Below are 13,500 nucleotides of genomic sequence, written 5' to 3' on the forward strand. Positions count from 1 at the left end.
CCGAATGCTGCAAAGAATGCGAGAGCCCAGATGACCCAAAAGAGCAGGTCGTCTAGGCCGATCTCTATGTCATCGGTCATGGCGTTTTCCCCTGGCGCGCCAAAGCAAGCCGGTTGCGCTCTGCTTTGCGCTCGCGTTTTGCTGCAGCTTTGGCTACTCGTTCTGCGTCTGCATCGGTGAAGATGCGTGGTTGACGCTTTGTCTGTGTGAATAGCGATGCTCCCGGCAAGTGTTCAACGGAGGAGATAGCAGCTATCGCGTGGACCAAAAGAGAGGCTTTCAACATCACTTCACTCCTTCGCACTTGGCTAGTGCGGCCCAGGCAGCTTTGAGTGCATCTCGCTGGTTGTCGTAGCTGCCCCAGGCGTTAGGCTGAAAGAACTCAACCATCTCTTTCAGCGCCACCAGCAGCTCATCCCTCTGCTCCACTAACTGCACAGGTGACAGGCCAGTGTTGTGAAACACTGTTCCGGCTTCTGCGATCAGGCGGGTGTTGTCTCGCATGTGCACTCCAGTGGCATAGTCGGAGCCCGACCATCCAGGCATACCAGTTGCAAAAGTGCAATCCGCTATGCACGAAACTGCGTTTGACGATACGACTCCGCCATCAGCCTCCCAAGGCCCCGGCGTCGGCTTCATTTCACCCATGGCTGGCCTCCTGGTTCTGTTGTTCGCCACGTACTTCGCGCACGTAGCCGATATACCGGGCTCCTTCTTCTGGAAAGCCCTTGCGGCGCAGAGACTCCCCTGCGTCTTCCAAGGCTTCGCGCAGGAACAGGTTCTGCTCGTGTTCGGTCATTTGGCTTAGTGGAATCATGGTTTGCCCTCAAAGACCAACTTGCGCATGTCCTGCAAGTGGCGTTCTGTTGCCGCCAAGCTGCCAGCACTTCCAGTGCCTTCTGTGGGGCGCAATCCGCACCCCCAAAGTTCATCCATCAGTTGTTGAGCTGCGGTGAAGTCAAGGCGCAAAAACGGGTCATGAACCACCGTCGCGTCTTGAGCCGCCATCACGACTGGCTGAGCGACAGACAAAACCCCGTCTGTGCGGGATGCCATGTGCAGCTCTATGCCTGACCGCCACGGCGCGCGGGCAGCTTGAAAAATCAATGACGGATTCATCTCTCACTCCTTGCAACAATCCCCACCGCAACATCAGCGCGGGCCTTTTGTCTTTGTTCAAACGCGGCCCACAGTGCGTTGGCGTCGTCCTTGTGGCCTACGCAGGCATGTACCACTTCGTCGTCTCCGCGCATGTGGCTGACTTCAATGTCAACCTTGCACCACGATTCACCGCCGCAGACGATGCAGGGAGGCCCCTTTTGGCGCTTGCCGTTTTGCAGCGGGTAGCCGCGCTGCCTGCCAATCCTTGGGTATTGATGGCGGCTCATGGCTGACCCCCTTGTGCCACCAAGCCAGCAGCAACATCAGCCCTTGCCTTGTGCTCTGCTGTCCACAGTTCGGGTCGGTCTTTCTGTGCCTGGGCTAGGGCATCGCGCAGACTTGCTGCGGTGTCCTCTTGGGCCTGTATCTCTCCAGGGCCATCCAGCCATTGCGCCAAAAAAAAGCAGCCTAGGAGGGCTGCTATTGCTGCGGCGGTATGCCAGTTGGGATGAAGGCGGTTCATGGTGTTTCTCCGATGGCTTTGTTGATGGCCTGTTCGATCTGTTCAAACTGCCATGTGTGGCCGCAGGTCGGGCGCAACACCTTGGCGGCAAATTGCAGCCATTTCAGGAGGTCAGGCGCGGCGGCTATCAGGCGGGCATTTGCTTTGTCTGCTGGGTTGCCATTCATGCTCCCAACAGTGCAGATGCGCCGCGGCGCAATCTCCGCATGACCAACAGATCGAACGGCTGGGTGTAATGCGGTCGGGTGTACTACCCAAGGACCAGGCGTGTGCGCCGCGTTCTCTCCCTTCACCTTCGCTTGTGCCTCTGCACTGAGCTTCTCTGCTAGGGAGCGCTGTTGGGATGGGGTCATGCGAAACCTCTCATGTCGTCGTGGCAGTCATCGAAATAGCCCTGCGCAACCTCGCGCGCTTCTGGTGGCAGGCCGTTGCACATGGTCGCCAGCGCGGCGGCAATCTGCGCCACCAGAGCAGGGCACACAAGGCACGCCGGGACAGACCGAATGGCGGCAATCACGCGATCAGCCTGCTTGTCTGCAGCTTCTTCCAGTTCGCGCTCGGCAATTGCTGCCGCGAGTTCTGCAGGTATTACGTCCATGCTCTGCTCCATGAAAAAAGCCGCACTAGGCGGCTTGGGTTGTGTGGGGTTGGTGGTGGCCGGAGGTGATCCCGGCTTGCTAGCGCTACTCCTAAGCCTCTGACCTGGCTAGCTAGAGAGGGACTCAGCCCATCACCACTGGGCATTCACCACCACATCAGGGCGTGCGGGACTCGAACCCGCGTACTTGCAGCATCACGCCTTATCGGCCGATTGACGTGGGCTGTTGGTCATACCTACGAAACCTTGCCGCCCTGATGTGGTGGCCCTGAGCATCACGCCCAGGTGGCTTGCCCTGTCTATAGGAAGACAGGCAGGGAGCAATCCAGCCCCTGGGGTGTAGGGGCGGGGTTGGGTTACTGCTTTGCCACGAACGCAGTGAATTCGTCGTCGCTCATGTCGGAGCAGTCCACATCGTCAGGCTGCACATCAGCGGGATGCACCCACTTGAATTCCACCCCGCGGTGAACGAAGCGGAACCCCTGTTCCCGCAGGTTCACTGGCCGACACCAATGCTTGCGTCTGCGTTTGCCGCTTCGCACATCGCTTCGAGCGCTTCGGCCCAGCTATCGAAGTTGCCAGCGATGTAAGTGCCGCCGACACGCTGCAGGCCGAACTTGCCGTTTGCCTTGGCGACGATGTTGTGAGTTGCTTTCATGTCTATCTCCTGTTGAATGTCGAAGCGCCCTGACCATCAAGACGCTTTGAAATTCGCCCCTGTCTCCAAGGGCTACGGTCTTGCTTTTCTTGGCGACCAGGCCTCACCGCCGTATAGAACCCAGCGTTGGATTTCGCAGTGCACTGGCAGCCGGTCGTTTCCTTCCTTCGCCCTATCTCGTTCACGTTGCCAATCCCATCCAGGTGGCAGAGCGCTACTAGCCTTCGCACCGACGATCTTTTCTATCCCGCTACCGCCTGCGGTGCCCTGCGTTTACCCAGCCGTGCCTGCTGCAAGAACTCCGTGGTGACCGCCGATCCGCTCACCCTGTCGCTGCGTTTTGCTGCGATGGGTTGAAGTATAGAGACTCTATACATAGTGTCAAGCGTTTCTGAACTAAAAGTGTGGAATTTCTGCACTTTCTGTAAACTCGCGCCCAGCGCCACCCCGGCGCGCAACAGGAGCCGCACATGAAAGAAGCGACAGGCGAAAAAAAACCCGCTCAGGGCGGGCTATCGGGGCGCTGTTGTTCAGCGGTGCGGAAGAAGCGCAATGATCTTCTCGCGCAATTCGCGCATGGCAGATGGGTCAACAAGGATCGGCTGGCCTATTTCGTCTTGGCGGGTGCCGCGTTCTTCGGCCTCTATGGCTCTTCGCACAGCCTTGCGCACGCGCGCAGCTTGGACGCGCCCAGCCCTCCTATAGAGCAGATCCAAGTCGGCCTCACTGATATCGTGGATGCAGTGGCTTTGGGCGCCACGCAGCCGGATCAACTGGCCGCGCAATTGATCGGCAATGGCGTTGTACTCGTTGCGCCGATCCCGCCCGATAGCCAGGCGGTGGCCAAGAATGAAACCAATCAAGCCCGTGACCAACGGGGCGGCAAGCTGGACAACCGGACTACGCAGCAGCTCCTGGAAGCTCTCTTGCTCCATTGTGTGATTTCCTTTTCGGTATCGCTACTGCTTGGCTATGCTTGGGCGTATCGGCCCTGGTTCTAACCATCCTCACACTTGCCCAGCACTGTGCGGGCTACTTTGAAGCCTCGGCCGCCATCTTTTCGCACGCCTCAGCCATGAGCCGCGCTGTGGCCGGGTCGTTTGACTTCTTTGCCTGCTCCTGCCAGCACAGCGCAATTGCGGAACTCTGCCGCGACTTGGCCGCCCTTGATTCAGGAGTGCCGGAGCATGAGCCGATGAGCATCAGTAGCAGGAAGCCGCTCACTGGCACGCCAATAAGCCATTTCCACCAGCTTGACGACTTTGTGGCATCCGGGGGCGCGACCGTGGCCGCCCCAGTGACAGGCGCGCCGCAGTGCAGGCAGGCCGCCGCCTTGTCGCTGATTTCCTTGCCGCATTCGGCGCATGCAATGAGTGCCATCAATCCTCCGTTATCCGTCTTCCCATTTTCCTAGCACCGTGCCCAGGATGTGAAACTTCTCCCGGATGGGCTCATGGGATGGATTCAGCGGCTGCAGCCATTGGCGGCCGTCCTCATTCTTGTAGACCTTGAACGTCACTTCGTCTGTGCCATCAAGGCAGGCCACCACCCGGTCACCGTTTACTGGGGTTTTGCGCTCGGGGTCCACAAAGATGTAGCAGCCCTCGGGGTAGGTCCTGCTGTTGCCGCTGGGCGCCGTCATGGAGTCGCCGCGCACGCGCAGAGCAAACGTGCTGCCGCTGTGGCTGACGGGGCAATCCATCCAGCGGTCGGCCTGGCCTGGCAGGTGTGGATCTGCAGCGTTGCACCACTCACCGGCCTGCACCCAGGAAATCAGCGGCACCTTGCCGCGCAGGTCTGGGCCTGGCTCTGTATTGGCGACGCCCTCAAGCGGAAGTGGGTAGCCAGTCAGGGCTGAAACGCGCTTCATCTGCTCGAAGCTGGGCTTGTGCCGCCCATTTTCCCAGCCGGAGACATTGCCTTTCGACATCTCCAGTTTTTCAGCCAACCCGTCCTGCGTCAGCTGCGCGTGCTTACGGGCCGCCCGGACCCATTCATTCGTGCTCATGGAAGAAATGTAAAGAACATCTGAACAAATTGGGTGTTGAAATGCTTGACCTGCAAGGTGCAGAAGTTCTATACTGGTATCGAAATTCTGAACAGGACCACCGATGCACCCGATTGACAAAGCCGCCGACATCATCGGCTCACAAACCGCACTGGCGGCAGTGCTGGGCGTCAGCAAGGGCGCCGTCAGCCAGTGGAAAGACGAAGACCGCCGTGTTCCTGCCGCCCATTGCGTGGCGATTGAGCAGCACACCAAAGGCGCCGTCACCCGCCGCGACCTGCGCCCCGACGACTGGCACCTGATCTGGCCCGAGCTGGCCAAGCCCGCCCGCAAAGCCAAGCCCACCCAAGCGGCCTGAGCCATGGCAATCAATTTTTCTATTCGTGTTCATGGCGCCCATTGTTTGGCACGCCATTGATAACCAGTGATACCCGGAGATAACACATGCCATCAACCGTTATCAGTGCTGCCAAAGACCAGCTCACGCTGAACTTTGAACCCGGTCTTGCTGAACGCTACGGCTCCCTGCGTGAGTGCATCGCCACTGGTGTCTATCAGCGTGGGCTGAAGCGGGTTGCGATTGATCTGGACCAAGCGCCAAGCAATCTGTCGGTGCAACTGTCCGAAGACGCCAGCCGCAACTTCAGTGTGGACAGCTTGGAAAAGTACATCGAGAAGACCGGCGACACCGCCCCGGTGCATTACCTGATCGAACGTTTCCTGGCATCTGGCGCCCGCAATGACGGCGCCAAGAAGGTCGCCGCCATGCGCGCAAAGATGGCCGAAATGATGCGCGAGCTGGAAGGCATGGGTGCCGCATGACCTTCCCCACAGCCCGCCCCAAGGCCCAGCCAGGCAAAAGCGCTGGCATCCCCAAGCCCAACATGAATCTCAAGCGCTACCCCGGCTTCGTGCTGGAGAACCAAGAGACTGGACGGGCCAGCACCGAGCGCCGCAAGGCTATCAGCAAGGCGTCTGTATGAACCACCAAGCCTACGAAGCCGCCAAGGCATCTTGGATCAAGCGCCACCCCACAGCCACGCCCGAGCAGTACGAAGCCGCCATGAAGGCTCTTGCCAAGAAGTACAGGGTTTAAGAGTTTCACCCGGCTAGGTTCGCAACCGAAAAGCAGCCTCACCCACTGCCTGCCGACGTGATTTTGATGGGTGCATGAAAGGTGAACATGCGATTCGAACAGTTTGAAATTGAAGTGGATGAATTAGAAGACTCCGTCTTCATCAAACAAGATGGCGTTGACGGCGACCGCTACGACGTTGTCCGGCTTTGCCGGAGCCAAATCCCGTATTTCATTGCGTGCCTGCAAGAGGCCGTAGGTAATGCGCCAAGGGCAGAGTAGATGAAGCGTCCCGCCTTTCAGTTTTACCCTGCCGACTGGCGCAAGGACCCAGCTTTGTCGGCTTGCTCCTTGTCGGCTCGTGGGCTGTGGATTGAACTGATGTGCATCGCCCATGAAGCTAGCGCCTATGGCGTCCTGTCCATTAATGGGAAACCGATGGCGCCAGCTCAGATCGCCCGAATGGTTGGCGAATCGCCTGCTGCTGTAGTGAAGCTGATTGCTGAGCTGGAAGACGCTGGTGTTTTTTCGCGTGATGCCCAAGGTTGCATTTACAGCCGCCGCATGGTTAAGGACGAACGCGTTCGGAACGTTAGAGCAGATGCAGGAAGGTTAGGAGGGAATCCAAATTTGCTTAAGCAAAAGGATAAGCAAAACGAAGAGCAAAACCTAACCCCTTCATCTTCATCTTCATCTTCATCTTCAAATACAGAAGAACCTAACGGTTCTGTCGGCAGCGCCGACCGTTTGCCACGTTGCGATACGCAATCCGTGGTTGACCTGTACCACGAAATCCTCCCTGAGCTCCCATCCGTTCGGCTGATGAACGACCAGCGCCGCAAGGCTGCGTCAGCGCTGTGGAAGTTCGCCCTGACAAGCCGGAAGTCCGACGGATCGCTCCGGGCGACGAACGCGGCAGAGGCGACGGAGTGGATTCGTGGCTACTTCGCACGAGCTCGCGAGAACGACTTCCTGATGGGCCGTGGGCACAAGGCTCCGGGCCATGAGGGGTGGCAATGCGACTTCGATTTCCTCCTGTCCGAAAAGGGCAAGAAGCACGTCATTGAAAAAACCCAGGTGCACGCATGAACCCGATTGACCTTCCCCACGAAGAATTCAGCTATTCGCATGAAGCCGAGGGCTCCGTGATTGGCGCTGTGCTGTCCGTTGGACCGGACGCCTACGATGCATCGAACCTGACCGCATCGATGTTCTTTCAACCCCTGCACCAAGTGCTGTGGGCTGAGCTCGAAAAACTGATCCTGGCTGGCAAACACGTTGATGTGGTGGCGCTGATGGAATCTATGCGCGGTGCCGATGTGGACTGGGCCTATGTGCAAGGACTGACAGGCGCTTACGTGTCTGTTCGCGCTGCCCGTGGTCACGCCAAGATCGTTCGCGACTACGCCAAAGCACGCGCCTTGAAGGCTGCTGCCCGCAAGGTGGTGGCGCTCGCCGCTGACGAAAGCATCACCATCGAGCAGCGCGTCGGCCAATCGGTTGGCGAGCTCGAATCCGTAGTCGAGGAAAAGGCTGAGCGTGATGTTCAGCCGGTGTCGGACTTCGCACCCGACTTCATCGACCGCCTGCAAGCCATGGCAGACGGCACCCTGACAGCGGCACGCCCCACCGGCATCCCGACGCTGGACCGGTACCTTTCTGGCGGTTTACGTGACGAACAGTTGGTGATCGTCGCTGCCCGTCCATCGGTGGGCAAATCGTCCTTTGCTCAACAACTCGCCCTGAGCTCCGCGCGCGACGGAGTGCCAGCAGCGTTCTTCGGAATGGAGATGACCAGCCGAGAGCTCACGAACCGCACAGTAGCCAACCTGGGCCGCGTGTCGTTGGGCGGGCTGAAAACCGGCAAGTTGCAGGGCGAAGAATGGACACGCGTTAGCGAAGGCGTGGAAGCCCTGCGCGGCCTTCCCCTGTACCTGTACGACCAGCCCGCAATGACCCTGGCGGAAGTGGCCTCCAAGGCCCGCCGCGTGGTGCGCAAGTTCGGTGTGAAAGTTCTGGTTGTTGACTATCTGCAGTTGATGAAAGGTACCGGTGCCCGTGCTGAGCGCCGAGTGGAGCTCGAAGAAATCACCCGTGGCTCCAAGCAACTGGCAAAGCAACTGGGCATTACGGTGGTTCTGCTGTCCCAGCTAAATCGCGAGGTGGAAAAGCGCAGCAATCCCCGCCCCGTCATGTCCGACCTGAAAGAGTGCGGCGCCATCGAAGAAGACGCAGACGTGATCCTGGGCCTGTGGACGCACAAGAAGGGCGCAGAAGGCCAGGCGGATATCAAGGGCTGCGTCCTGTTGAAAAACCGCGACGGCCAGCAAGGCGAACTGGCATTGCACTTTGACGGCCCCTATCAGCGCTGGTCCGAGTCCACCGAGTCGTTGCAGGCGCCATCCACCCCTATGCCTCCGATGGGCTCGAAGTACGGCAAGGAGCTGTGATGCATGACATGCAGCACCTGCCTCCACTGGTCCCTAAAGCAATCCGGCCAGATGGCCCGACACGGACTAGCAATCTGCCTCAAGGGGCCGCGCTGGACGTTCTATCCGCCACAGCACGCATGTGGAAAGCACCAAGCAGTTGCACCGGATGTGGCGGCTGTGACGGTTCAGTGGCTCAACAAGGGGAAAAGTGATGAAAGACCGCGTGATTTTTGACGCTCAGGTATCCGACCGCAAGATTGTTTTTGTGCCGGTCAACACCATCCGCCACACCCCATACAACCCACCTGGCCGCACGGCAGAGGGCGCCGCACTCACGAAGCTGGTGGACACGATCAAGGCGCACGGCCTGCAGTACCCATTGCTGATTACGTCTGAGCGTGACTTGGTTGATGGGAATCGGCGGTTGACTGCTGTGAAGCACCTTGGCTGGCAGGTAGTCGAGTGCATCGTTGCATCCCGCCAAGCCGACCAACTATTCCGCGACATGAACACTAGCGCTGTGCCAATTCGGGGGAATGGCTGGCTTTACATAGGGCGCACTGGCGGCGCGCTGCCAAAGAAGGAGGCCGCGATGTACGCCGAGTTGCATGGGCTCATCGGCAATTTTGGCGTGGACTCGCTGCTGGCCGCGAAGCTGGGATTGAACGTCCTGCCGTTGTGCAAGAACGTTTGCGCGCAAGGCACGCGGCACCGTCTGGCAGAAGTCATTTTTGCCTGTGCTCAACGCAAGTTGACCAACAAGCTGAACGCCATCCTGCGCGCCGACATGCCGCGCGAGGAGAAGTGCAAGCAGATGGACGCGCTTTTATTCCAAAGCCGCGACGAGGTGACGGCATGAACCAAGACGAAATCATCGCCATGGCGAAAGAGGCGGGTTTTGGTATGCAGATGGCGCTGCTTGACCATCCTTATTGCCAAGCTGACGCGCAACGCCTGTATCAGCAGCTTGAGCGATTCGCCGCCCTGGTAGCCGCAAAAGAGCGGGAGGCTATTCAAGTGCTTATCGAGCAGCTTGATGAGCCGCCATATCGCGGCTACGAAAACCCAAATACTTGGGACGATGCGCTGATTGCTTTGTCGGCTTTGATCCGCGCCCGAGGCACGAAGGAGGGCGCATGACCGTTCACATCCTTTGGTGGCATTTCCCTGCGTTGCTGACGGCCGTATGGGTTGCAGTAGCCATGTGGCTTGGACTGCGCCCAGGAACCGCTTGGGAGGGTCTTATGTACGGGACAACCATGATTTTGCTCGCTCTGCCTGTGCTGTTTGTGTGGGTGGTTGCGATGGCTTGGAGGATCGCAGCATGACCATCGGCGTATTCCTCCCCGAAGGCACAGAAGCCGAAGTCTGCGCAGACATTGCCCGCCGCCAGCAGATGGGCATCAACAAGTACGGCACCACCGTTGCAGAGAACCGGCTTTCTCTGCGTGAGTGGCTGTCGCACCAGTACGAGGAGCTGTTGGACGCCGCGATTTACTGCAAGCGCGCGATTGCCGAGATTGACGCGCAGGAGGGGCGGCGCCATGGCTGAGCGCATCACCCTAAGCCTCTACAACGCCCAGCAGGCGCATCAAGCCATCAAGACGGCATGGATGCACGCCAAGGGCTGGCTGACGGCTGGCGATCAGCGCCTGACGCTGGAAATCCGCCCCGAGAAGCGCAGCGATGCGCAGAACCGCCGACTGTGGGCGATGCTGGCTGACATATCCGCACAGGTGGATTGGTACGGCCAGAAGCTGACCAGTGAGGAATGGAAAGACGTGTTCAGTGCGTCCCTCAAGCGCACCAAGGTTGTGCCAGGTCTGGATGGTTGGTTTGTCGTCTGCGGCCAGTCCACATCCAAGATGACCAAGGCAGAGATGTGCGAGCTGCAAGAGCTGATGGAAGCCTTCGGCGCTGAACGTGGGGTGAAGTTCCGCGCGCCGGAAGGGTGGGACGGCTGATGCTGACCTACAAGCACCCCAAAGCAAAAGCCTGCGCAGTGTGCGCGCGGGTGTTTGTGCCTGAGCGCGACGACGAGGCTGTGTGCTGCGCCGTATGCGCTCTGAAAAAAGCGCGCTCAGAAGCGGGAAGCGTTTTGACTGTGACGCTGCCATGGCCAGACCCCAACTTGTCGCCCAACCGCAAGAACGGCACCCATTGGGCAGGTGTGAACAAGGCCAAAGGCAAGCGATTGGCCGATGCGCGCGCATTGACCTTGCAGGCGATGGCCCAGGCGCACTACATGCCGCCGCAAGGAGCCCTGCCGCTGGTGCTTACGTTCGTCGCGCCTGACAAACGCCGCCGTGACCTGGACAACCTGCTCGCCAGCATGAAAGCCGACTTGGATGGATTGAGCCAGGCACTGGGCGTGGACGACCAACTCTTTGAGCCCATCACTTTGCGCCGTGAGTACGGCAAAAAGATCGGCTGTGTGCGTGTGGAGGTCGGATGCTGAACAAGCTCAACACCAAGGAGCGCGACCACCTTGCGCGCGTCAAGGAGCTTCCATGCAGCGTGTGTGACGCCAGTGGCCCCAGCGAGGCCCACCACATGAAGCAGCACCGGCAATACACCTGCATTGCCCTGTGCGAGAGCTGCCACCGTGGCGCTCTGATGGGCTTGCACGGCCAGCGTAGGGCATGGGCGATCCACAAGATGGACGAAGCCGACGCCCTGAACGTGACGATTCAACGATTGATGGAGACATTGTGATTCCCACCCTTGAAGCCATAAAAGCCAACTGCGACGAAGTGGGCGACTGCTGGGAATGGCGCGGCGCCCTGGATGGCAAGGCCCCGCTGATGCGCGTGAGCATGACCCGCCGCCTGGTTCCCGTTCGCCGCTGGATCTTGGAGCAGGCCGGGAAAATGAAAGACGGCTGCCTGGCCTGCGCCAAGTGCAACAACCCACGATGTGTGGCGCCTGAGCACGCTGTCGCCATGACCCGCCAGCAGCTGCAGGCACGCACCGCCAAGACCACCAACTACGGCAGCAGCATTGCCCGCCAGAAGAAGCTTTCTGCAGCCAGGCGAGCGCAAGGCACTGTGCTTACCGAAGAGATTGTCCGGGAGATGCGTGAATGCGGCATGACCAGCCGACAGGCTGCCGCGCGCTATGGCTGCGGGCAATACGCCGCGTGGCAGGCGATTTCCGGCAAGACATGGAAGGACTACAGCAATCCATTCATCGGCCTTCTGCAGCGGTAGGCATGAGATTGCATTCGATTTGGACGAACTGAAAGGAACCCATGCTCAATGACGAAATCCGCACAGTAGAAGAGTCCTACACCAGCGCCACCGCAAGCAGCAACCTGCGCTGCGAAGCTGACCGTCGCACGGATGTGGATGTCCTGATCGCAGCTGGCTGCACTCCCGGCATTCTGGGTGCCGCATTGATGCGCCTGCACAGCGAGTGGGACGGATCGGAGCGTATGCGTCCCGCAGTCGCGGCTGATTTCGTGAGTACAGCCAGGCAACGCCCAGCCGACAGCCGCAAGCCGGTTCAAACCACTGCTGCACTGCTGACCGCAGCGCAGAAGATGGCACACGACCACAACACCCAACAGGCAAAACTGCTGATGGGCAACTTGAAGACTATGCCCCGCGTGGTTGGAATCCTGGCTGAATGGGCGGCCATGCGCGCATTTCCAGACCCACATGCGATGGCCCAGGCTGCCGTGGCGTTCTGGCTGGATAGCAACTGCCACTCATGCCATGGGCGAGGAAACGAGGTAATCCCCGGAACCCCGTCGCTCGGGCGCAAGTGCAAAGCCTGCAACGGGACCGGTAAACGCAAAGAGCCTAGGGGCGAGGCTGGACGGTTGATGCTGTCGCTGATGGAGGACAGTGTGACCCGTGCTAGAACAAGTATGAAAAAAAGATTGCACAAACAGCCAAATGTGTGATAATGCAGCCGTCGATTGCACAGCCTGCTGAGGCTGTCGCGCGCGAATCTCTGCTGAATACCTGATGTGTAGCCCGTAGCAACATCAGACGCATCTAGCAGGATTGGTGTCTTCAAAATTTCAAAGCCGCACGGTTCATGCCCTGCGGCTTTTTCGTTTCCGCCGTGTGCCCGAGTGGCCGAAGGGTGACCAAGCTAAAGGGATTGGCGTGGCGCTTGGGCCGATACGCTGGTCTCCCTGGGTTCGAATCCCAGCGCGGCTACCACGTTCGCGGGCCTGCTGAAAAATCTTGTCGGACCCCGTTCCCAAAAGCAGCAGCGCCCGCAACACACAACCACCCCGGAAGCTGGACGGGAGCGCCACCAGGCGCTGAACTCCTGCGGCTGCCCAGCCGTTACCAGCAGAGGCGCGACGGCAAGCCCTGCCCGCATGTGCGAGTTGTCCGAAGGGCTATTAACTGGGGAAGTGCATGGCATCCATGACCATCAAAGTTAGCATTGCATGGTGGGTGCGTTGGTATATCTCCGGCGTGGCGCTGTGCTCCCTGCTAACTGGGTTGGAGCCCGACATGGAGAAGGTCAAGGCCAGGGTGATCAAGGGCGTGCGCTTGTCATGAAGCTCCAACGCATCCCAAACAGGCTGTCATCCATCGCAACCACGCGTCTGCCCACGCTGCAGACCAAGGCGGGGACAACACCCCGCATCCGAGGTGATGCATGGATGGCCACAAGGCGTCGCATCCTCCTGCGTGATGGCTACACATGCCAGGGATGTGGAGTGGTGAGGATGGATAACGAAGTCGATCACCGCGTGCCATTGGAGCAAGGCGGCACGAACGACGACGACAACCTGCAGACGCTGTGCGGTGGGCCGGATGGGTGCCACACGCGAAAGAGCAAGGCCGAGGCGAAGGATCGGGCCGGTTGAGGCAAAGGGGAGGGGGGTGGTGAAAGTCTGGAAGGCTGATCGGATCGAAACCCCGCCGTTCCCCACGCGGACAAAAAACCACCCTGTATGAATCCCTCGACAGGGGAAATCAAAGAATCAAAGGAATCAAATGCCCCGTGGTGGTAGCCGTCCCGGTGCTGGCCGGAAGCGGAAAACCACCGCTGAGGCGCCAGCAAGTGCTCCGGTAGTCGATGCGCAAGGCTTCAAGACTGCCGCCGCGCCCGAGAACTGGCCGTTCGGGAAAGCGCCT

At 59.5% G+C, this 13,500-nt stretch carries 27 protein-coding genes and 1 tRNA gene; 19 read left to right on the plus strand and 9 right to left on the minus strand.

The annotated features are described in order from the left end of the window. Positions 1–76: 76 nt before the first annotated feature. The 4 genes from AC1Q64_RS17820 to AC1Q64_RS17835 form a co-directional block, all read right to left on the minus strand. On the minus strand, positions 77–286 hold the full coding sequence (locus tag AC1Q64_RS17820) for a hypothetical protein (protein WP_492252241.1): 210 nt from the start codon (positions 284–286) through the stop codon (positions 77–79). Beyond that, entirely contained in the window at positions 286–504 is a 219-nt protein-coding gene (locus AC1Q64_RS17825) for a hypothetical protein (RefSeq protein ID WP_492252242.1), read from the minus strand. Before AC1Q64_RS17825 ends, AC1Q64_RS17820 begins: the two co-directional genes overlap by 1 nt. Before the next feature lie 136 nt (positions 505–640). After that, positions 641–799: a hypothetical protein gene (locus tag AC1Q64_RS17830; RefSeq protein WP_492252243.1), complete on the minus strand. Its 159-nt coding sequence runs from the start codon at positions 797–799 to the stop codon at positions 641–643. A 14-nt stretch (positions 800–813) separates the two neighbouring features. Then, positions 814–1,119 (minus strand): hypothetical protein, encoded by a 306-nt coding sequence (locus tag AC1Q64_RS17835; protein ID WP_492252244.1) that lies wholly within the window; start codon positions 1,117–1,119, stop codon positions 814–816. Between AC1Q64_RS17835 and AC1Q64_RS17840 the strand changes: the two genes are divergently transcribed. Further along, positions 1,107–1,394 (plus strand): hypothetical protein, encoded by a 288-nt coding sequence (locus tag AC1Q64_RS17840; protein WP_492252245.1) that lies wholly within the window; start codon positions 1,107–1,109, stop codon positions 1,392–1,394. The two genes, AC1Q64_RS17835 and AC1Q64_RS17840, sit on opposite strands and share 13 nt — an antisense overlap. A 226-nt stretch (positions 1,395–1,620) precedes the next feature. Here AC1Q64_RS17840 and AC1Q64_RS17845 read toward each other — a convergent pair whose 3' ends face one another. From AC1Q64_RS17845 to AC1Q64_RS17855, 3 genes are all read right to left on the minus strand, one after another. Next, on the minus strand, positions 1,621–1,977 hold the full coding sequence (locus tag AC1Q64_RS17845) for an XkdD/Y8K6 family phage-associated protein (RefSeq protein WP_492252246.1): 357 nt from the start codon (positions 1,975–1,977) through the stop codon (positions 1,621–1,623). Beyond that, a complete protein-coding gene (locus tag AC1Q64_RS17850; RefSeq protein WP_492252247.1) occupies positions 1,974–2,222 on the minus strand; it encodes a hypothetical protein in 249 nt (82 codons plus the stop codon). Before AC1Q64_RS17850 ends, AC1Q64_RS17845 begins: the two co-directional genes overlap by 4 nt. A gap of 496 nt (positions 2,223–2,718) precedes the next feature. Continuing rightward, on the minus strand, positions 2,719–2,880 hold the full coding sequence (locus AC1Q64_RS17855; RefSeq protein WP_492252248.1) for a hypothetical protein: 162 nt from the start codon (positions 2,878–2,880) through the stop codon (positions 2,719–2,721). A gap of 470 nt (positions 2,881–3,350) precedes the next feature. Between AC1Q64_RS17855 and AC1Q64_RS17860 the strand changes: the two genes are divergently transcribed. Continuing rightward, complete coding sequence (locus AC1Q64_RS17860) at positions 3,351–3,881, plus strand: hypothetical protein (RefSeq protein ID WP_492252249.1); 531 nt, start codon at positions 3,351–3,353, stop codon at positions 3,879–3,881. Positions 3,882–3,912: 31 nt separating this feature from the next. On the opposite strand, the gene AC1Q64_RS17865 is transcribed toward AC1Q64_RS17860, so the two are convergent. Both AC1Q64_RS17865 and AC1Q64_RS17870 read right to left on the minus strand, forming a co-directional pair. Further along, positions 3,913–4,260, minus strand: coding sequence for a zinc-ribbon domain-containing protein (locus tag AC1Q64_RS17865; RefSeq protein WP_492252250.1), 348 nt, complete (start codon positions 4,258–4,260; stop codon positions 3,913–3,915). A gap of 10 nt (positions 4,261–4,270) precedes the next feature. Then, the gene (locus AC1Q64_RS17870) at positions 4,271–4,888 is read right to left on the minus strand and encodes a LexA family protein (RefSeq protein WP_291440016.1); all 618 of its coding nucleotides are present in this window, start codon (positions 4,886–4,888) and stop codon (positions 4,271–4,273) included. Positions 4,889–4,991: 103 nt separating this feature from the next. On the opposite strand from AC1Q64_RS17870, the gene AC1Q64_RS17875 reads away from it, so the two are divergent. The 17 genes from AC1Q64_RS17875 to AC1Q64_RS17955 all read left to right on the plus strand — a co-directional run bounded on the left by AC1Q64_RS17875 (position 4,992) and on the right by AC1Q64_RS17955 (position 13,229). Beyond that, entirely contained in the window at positions 4,992–5,246 is a 255-nt protein-coding gene (locus tag AC1Q64_RS17875) for a transcriptional regulator (protein WP_492252251.1), read from the plus strand. Positions 5,247–5,332: 86 nt separating this feature from the next. Continuing rightward, a complete protein-coding gene (locus AC1Q64_RS17880; RefSeq protein ID WP_492252252.1) occupies positions 5,333–5,710 on the plus strand; it encodes a hypothetical protein in 378 nt (125 codons plus the stop codon). Then, complete coding sequence (locus tag AC1Q64_RS17885) at positions 5,707–5,871, plus strand: hypothetical protein (protein WP_492252253.1); 165 nt, start codon at positions 5,707–5,709, stop codon at positions 5,869–5,871. The genes AC1Q64_RS17880 and AC1Q64_RS17885 overlap by 4 nt, the downstream gene beginning before the upstream one ends. Before the next feature lie 200 nt (positions 5,872–6,071). Continuing rightward, positions 6,072–6,245 carry a hypothetical protein gene (locus AC1Q64_RS17890; RefSeq protein WP_492252254.1) on the plus strand — a complete coding sequence of 58 codons (174 nt, stop codon included), beginning with the start codon at positions 6,072–6,074 and terminating at the stop codon, positions 6,243–6,245. Beyond that, a complete protein-coding gene (locus AC1Q64_RS17895; RefSeq protein ID WP_492252255.1) occupies positions 6,246–7,052 on the plus strand; it encodes a hypothetical protein in 807 nt (268 codons plus the stop codon). Next, on the plus strand, positions 7,049–8,413 hold the full coding sequence (locus tag AC1Q64_RS17900; protein ID WP_492252256.1) for a replicative DNA helicase: 1,365 nt from the start codon (positions 7,049–7,051) through the stop codon (positions 8,411–8,413). Before AC1Q64_RS17895 ends, AC1Q64_RS17900 begins: the two co-directional genes overlap by 4 nt. A 193-nt stretch (positions 8,414–8,606) precedes the next feature. Continuing rightward, positions 8,607–9,254 (plus strand): ParB/RepB/Spo0J family partition protein, encoded by a 648-nt coding sequence (locus tag AC1Q64_RS17905; RefSeq protein WP_492252257.1) that lies wholly within the window; start codon positions 8,607–8,609, stop codon positions 9,252–9,254. Then, positions 9,251–9,535: a hypothetical protein gene (locus AC1Q64_RS17910; RefSeq protein ID WP_492252258.1), complete on the plus strand. Its 285-nt coding sequence runs from the start codon at positions 9,251–9,253 to the stop codon at positions 9,533–9,535. Before AC1Q64_RS17905 ends, AC1Q64_RS17910 begins: the two co-directional genes overlap by 4 nt. Before the next feature lie 184 nt (positions 9,536–9,719). Next, positions 9,720–9,947, plus strand: a complete 228-nt coding sequence (locus tag AC1Q64_RS17915; protein ID WP_492252259.1) for a hypothetical protein — start codon at positions 9,720–9,722, stop codon at positions 9,945–9,947. After that, positions 9,940–10,359, plus strand: coding sequence for a recombination protein NinB (locus AC1Q64_RS17920; protein ID WP_492252260.1), 420 nt, complete (start codon positions 9,940–9,942; stop codon positions 10,357–10,359). Before AC1Q64_RS17915 ends, AC1Q64_RS17920 begins: the two co-directional genes overlap by 8 nt. Positions 10,360–10,499: 140 nt before the next feature. Next, positions 10,500–10,853 carry a RusA family crossover junction endodeoxyribonuclease gene (locus AC1Q64_RS17925; RefSeq protein ID WP_492252261.1) on the plus strand — a complete coding sequence of 118 codons (354 nt, stop codon included), beginning with the start codon at positions 10,500–10,502 and terminating at the stop codon, positions 10,851–10,853. Beyond that, positions 10,847–11,110, plus strand: a complete 264-nt coding sequence (locus AC1Q64_RS17930; RefSeq protein ID WP_492252262.1) for a hypothetical protein — start codon at positions 10,847–10,849, stop codon at positions 11,108–11,110. Before AC1Q64_RS17925 ends, AC1Q64_RS17930 begins: the two co-directional genes overlap by 7 nt. Next, positions 11,107–11,604, plus strand: a complete 498-nt coding sequence (locus AC1Q64_RS17935) for an HNH endonuclease family protein (RefSeq protein WP_492252263.1) — start codon at positions 11,107–11,109, stop codon at positions 11,602–11,604. Before AC1Q64_RS17930 ends, AC1Q64_RS17935 begins: the two co-directional genes overlap by 4 nt. Before the next feature lie 41 nt (positions 11,605–11,645). Further along, positions 11,646–12,302 (plus strand): DnaJ-like cysteine-rich domain-containing protein, encoded by a 657-nt coding sequence (locus AC1Q64_RS17940; RefSeq protein WP_492252264.1) that lies wholly within the window; start codon positions 11,646–11,648, stop codon positions 12,300–12,302. A gap of 160 nt (positions 12,303–12,462) precedes the next feature. Further along, positions 12,463–12,567, plus strand: a tRNA-OTHER gene (locus AC1Q64_RS17945). 213 nt (positions 12,568–12,780) lie between these two features. After that, complete coding sequence (locus tag AC1Q64_RS17950) at positions 12,781–12,918, plus strand: hypothetical protein (protein WP_492252265.1); 138 nt, start codon at positions 12,781–12,783, stop codon at positions 12,916–12,918. A 104-nt stretch (positions 12,919–13,022) separates the two neighbouring features. Further along, on the plus strand, positions 13,023–13,229 hold the full coding sequence (locus AC1Q64_RS17955; RefSeq protein WP_492252393.1) for an HNH endonuclease: 207 nt from the start codon (positions 13,023–13,025) through the stop codon (positions 13,227–13,229). Positions 13,230–13,500: the final 271 nt, after the last annotated feature.

Source organism: Acidovorax sp. GW835-FHT14G06, assembly GCF_058793595.1.

Excerpts from the sequence above, each read along its gene's own strand:
- AC1Q64_RS17820 (WP_492252241.1), bottom strand. The coding sequence starts at position 286 with ATGTTGAAAGCCTCTCTTTTGGTCCACGCGATAGCTGCTATCTCCTCC.
- AC1Q64_RS17950 (WP_492252265.1), top strand. The coding sequence starts at position 12,781 with ATGACCATCAAAGTTAGCATTGCATGGTGGGTGCGTTGGTATATCTCC.
- AC1Q64_RS17855 (WP_492252248.1), bottom strand. The coding sequence starts at position 2,880 with ATGAAAGCAACTCACAACATCGTCGCCAAGGCAAACGGCAAGTTCGGC.
- AC1Q64_RS17850 (WP_492252247.1), bottom strand. The coding sequence starts at position 2,222 with ATGGACGTAATACCTGCAGAACTCGCGGCAGCAATTGCCGAGCGCGAA.
- AC1Q64_RS17825 (WP_492252242.1), bottom strand. The coding sequence starts at position 504 with ATGCGAGACAACACCCGCCTGATCGCAGAAGCCGGAACAGTGTTTCAC.
- AC1Q64_RS17930 (WP_492252262.1), top strand. The coding sequence starts at position 10,847 with ATGCTGAACAAGCTCAACACCAAGGAGCGCGACCACCTTGCGCGCGTC.
- AC1Q64_RS17920 (WP_492252260.1), top strand. The coding sequence starts at position 9,940 with ATGGCTGAGCGCATCACCCTAAGCCTCTACAACGCCCAGCAGGCGCAT.
- AC1Q64_RS17835 (WP_492252244.1), bottom strand. The coding sequence starts at position 1,119 with ATGAATCCGTCATTGATTTTTCAAGCTGCCCGCGCGCCGTGGCGGTCA.
- AC1Q64_RS17885 (WP_492252253.1), top strand. The coding sequence starts at position 5,707 with ATGACCTTCCCCACAGCCCGCCCCAAGGCCCAGCCAGGCAAAAGCGCT.
- AC1Q64_RS17940 (WP_492252264.1), top strand. The coding sequence starts at position 11,646 with ATGCTCAATGACGAAATCCGCACAGTAGAAGAGTCCTACACCAGCGCC.
- AC1Q64_RS17880 (WP_492252252.1), top strand. The coding sequence starts at position 5,333 with ATGCCATCAACCGTTATCAGTGCTGCCAAAGACCAGCTCACGCTGAAC.
- AC1Q64_RS17955 (WP_492252393.1), top strand. The coding sequence starts at position 13,023 with ATGGCCACAAGGCGTCGCATCCTCCTGCGTGATGGCTACACATGCCAG.
- AC1Q64_RS17915 (WP_492252259.1), top strand. The coding sequence starts at position 9,720 with ATGACCATCGGCGTATTCCTCCCCGAAGGCACAGAAGCCGAAGTCTGC.
- AC1Q64_RS17900 (WP_492252256.1), top strand. The coding sequence starts at position 7,049 with ATGAACCCGATTGACCTTCCCCACGAAGAATTCAGCTATTCGCATGAA.
- AC1Q64_RS17860 (WP_492252249.1), top strand. The coding sequence starts at position 3,351 with ATGAAAGAAGCGACAGGCGAAAAAAAACCCGCTCAGGGCGGGCTATCG.
- AC1Q64_RS17895 (WP_492252255.1), top strand. The coding sequence starts at position 6,246 with ATGAAGCGTCCCGCCTTTCAGTTTTACCCTGCCGACTGGCGCAAGGAC.
- AC1Q64_RS17890 (WP_492252254.1), top strand. The coding sequence starts at position 6,072 with ATGCGATTCGAACAGTTTGAAATTGAAGTGGATGAATTAGAAGACTCC.
- AC1Q64_RS17845 (WP_492252246.1), bottom strand. The coding sequence starts at position 1,977 with ATGACCCCATCCCAACAGCGCTCCCTAGCAGAGAAGCTCAGTGCAGAG.
- AC1Q64_RS17910 (WP_492252258.1), top strand. The coding sequence starts at position 9,251 with ATGAACCAAGACGAAATCATCGCCATGGCGAAAGAGGCGGGTTTTGGT.
- AC1Q64_RS17865 (WP_492252250.1), bottom strand. The coding sequence starts at position 4,260 with ATGGCACTCATTGCATGCGCCGAATGCGGCAAGGAAATCAGCGACAAG.
- AC1Q64_RS17840 (WP_492252245.1), top strand. The coding sequence starts at position 1,107 with ATGACGGATTCATCTCTCACTCCTTGCAACAATCCCCACCGCAACATC.
- AC1Q64_RS17870 (WP_291440016.1), bottom strand. The coding sequence starts at position 4,888 with ATGAGCACGAATGAATGGGTCCGGGCGGCCCGTAAGCACGCGCAGCTG.
- AC1Q64_RS17905 (WP_492252257.1), top strand. The coding sequence starts at position 8,607 with ATGAAAGACCGCGTGATTTTTGACGCTCAGGTATCCGACCGCAAGATT.
- AC1Q64_RS17875 (WP_492252251.1), top strand. The coding sequence starts at position 4,992 with ATGCACCCGATTGACAAAGCCGCCGACATCATCGGCTCACAAACCGCA.
- AC1Q64_RS17830 (WP_492252243.1), bottom strand. The coding sequence starts at position 799 with ATGACCGAACACGAGCAGAACCTGTTCCTGCGCGAAGCCTTGGAAGAC.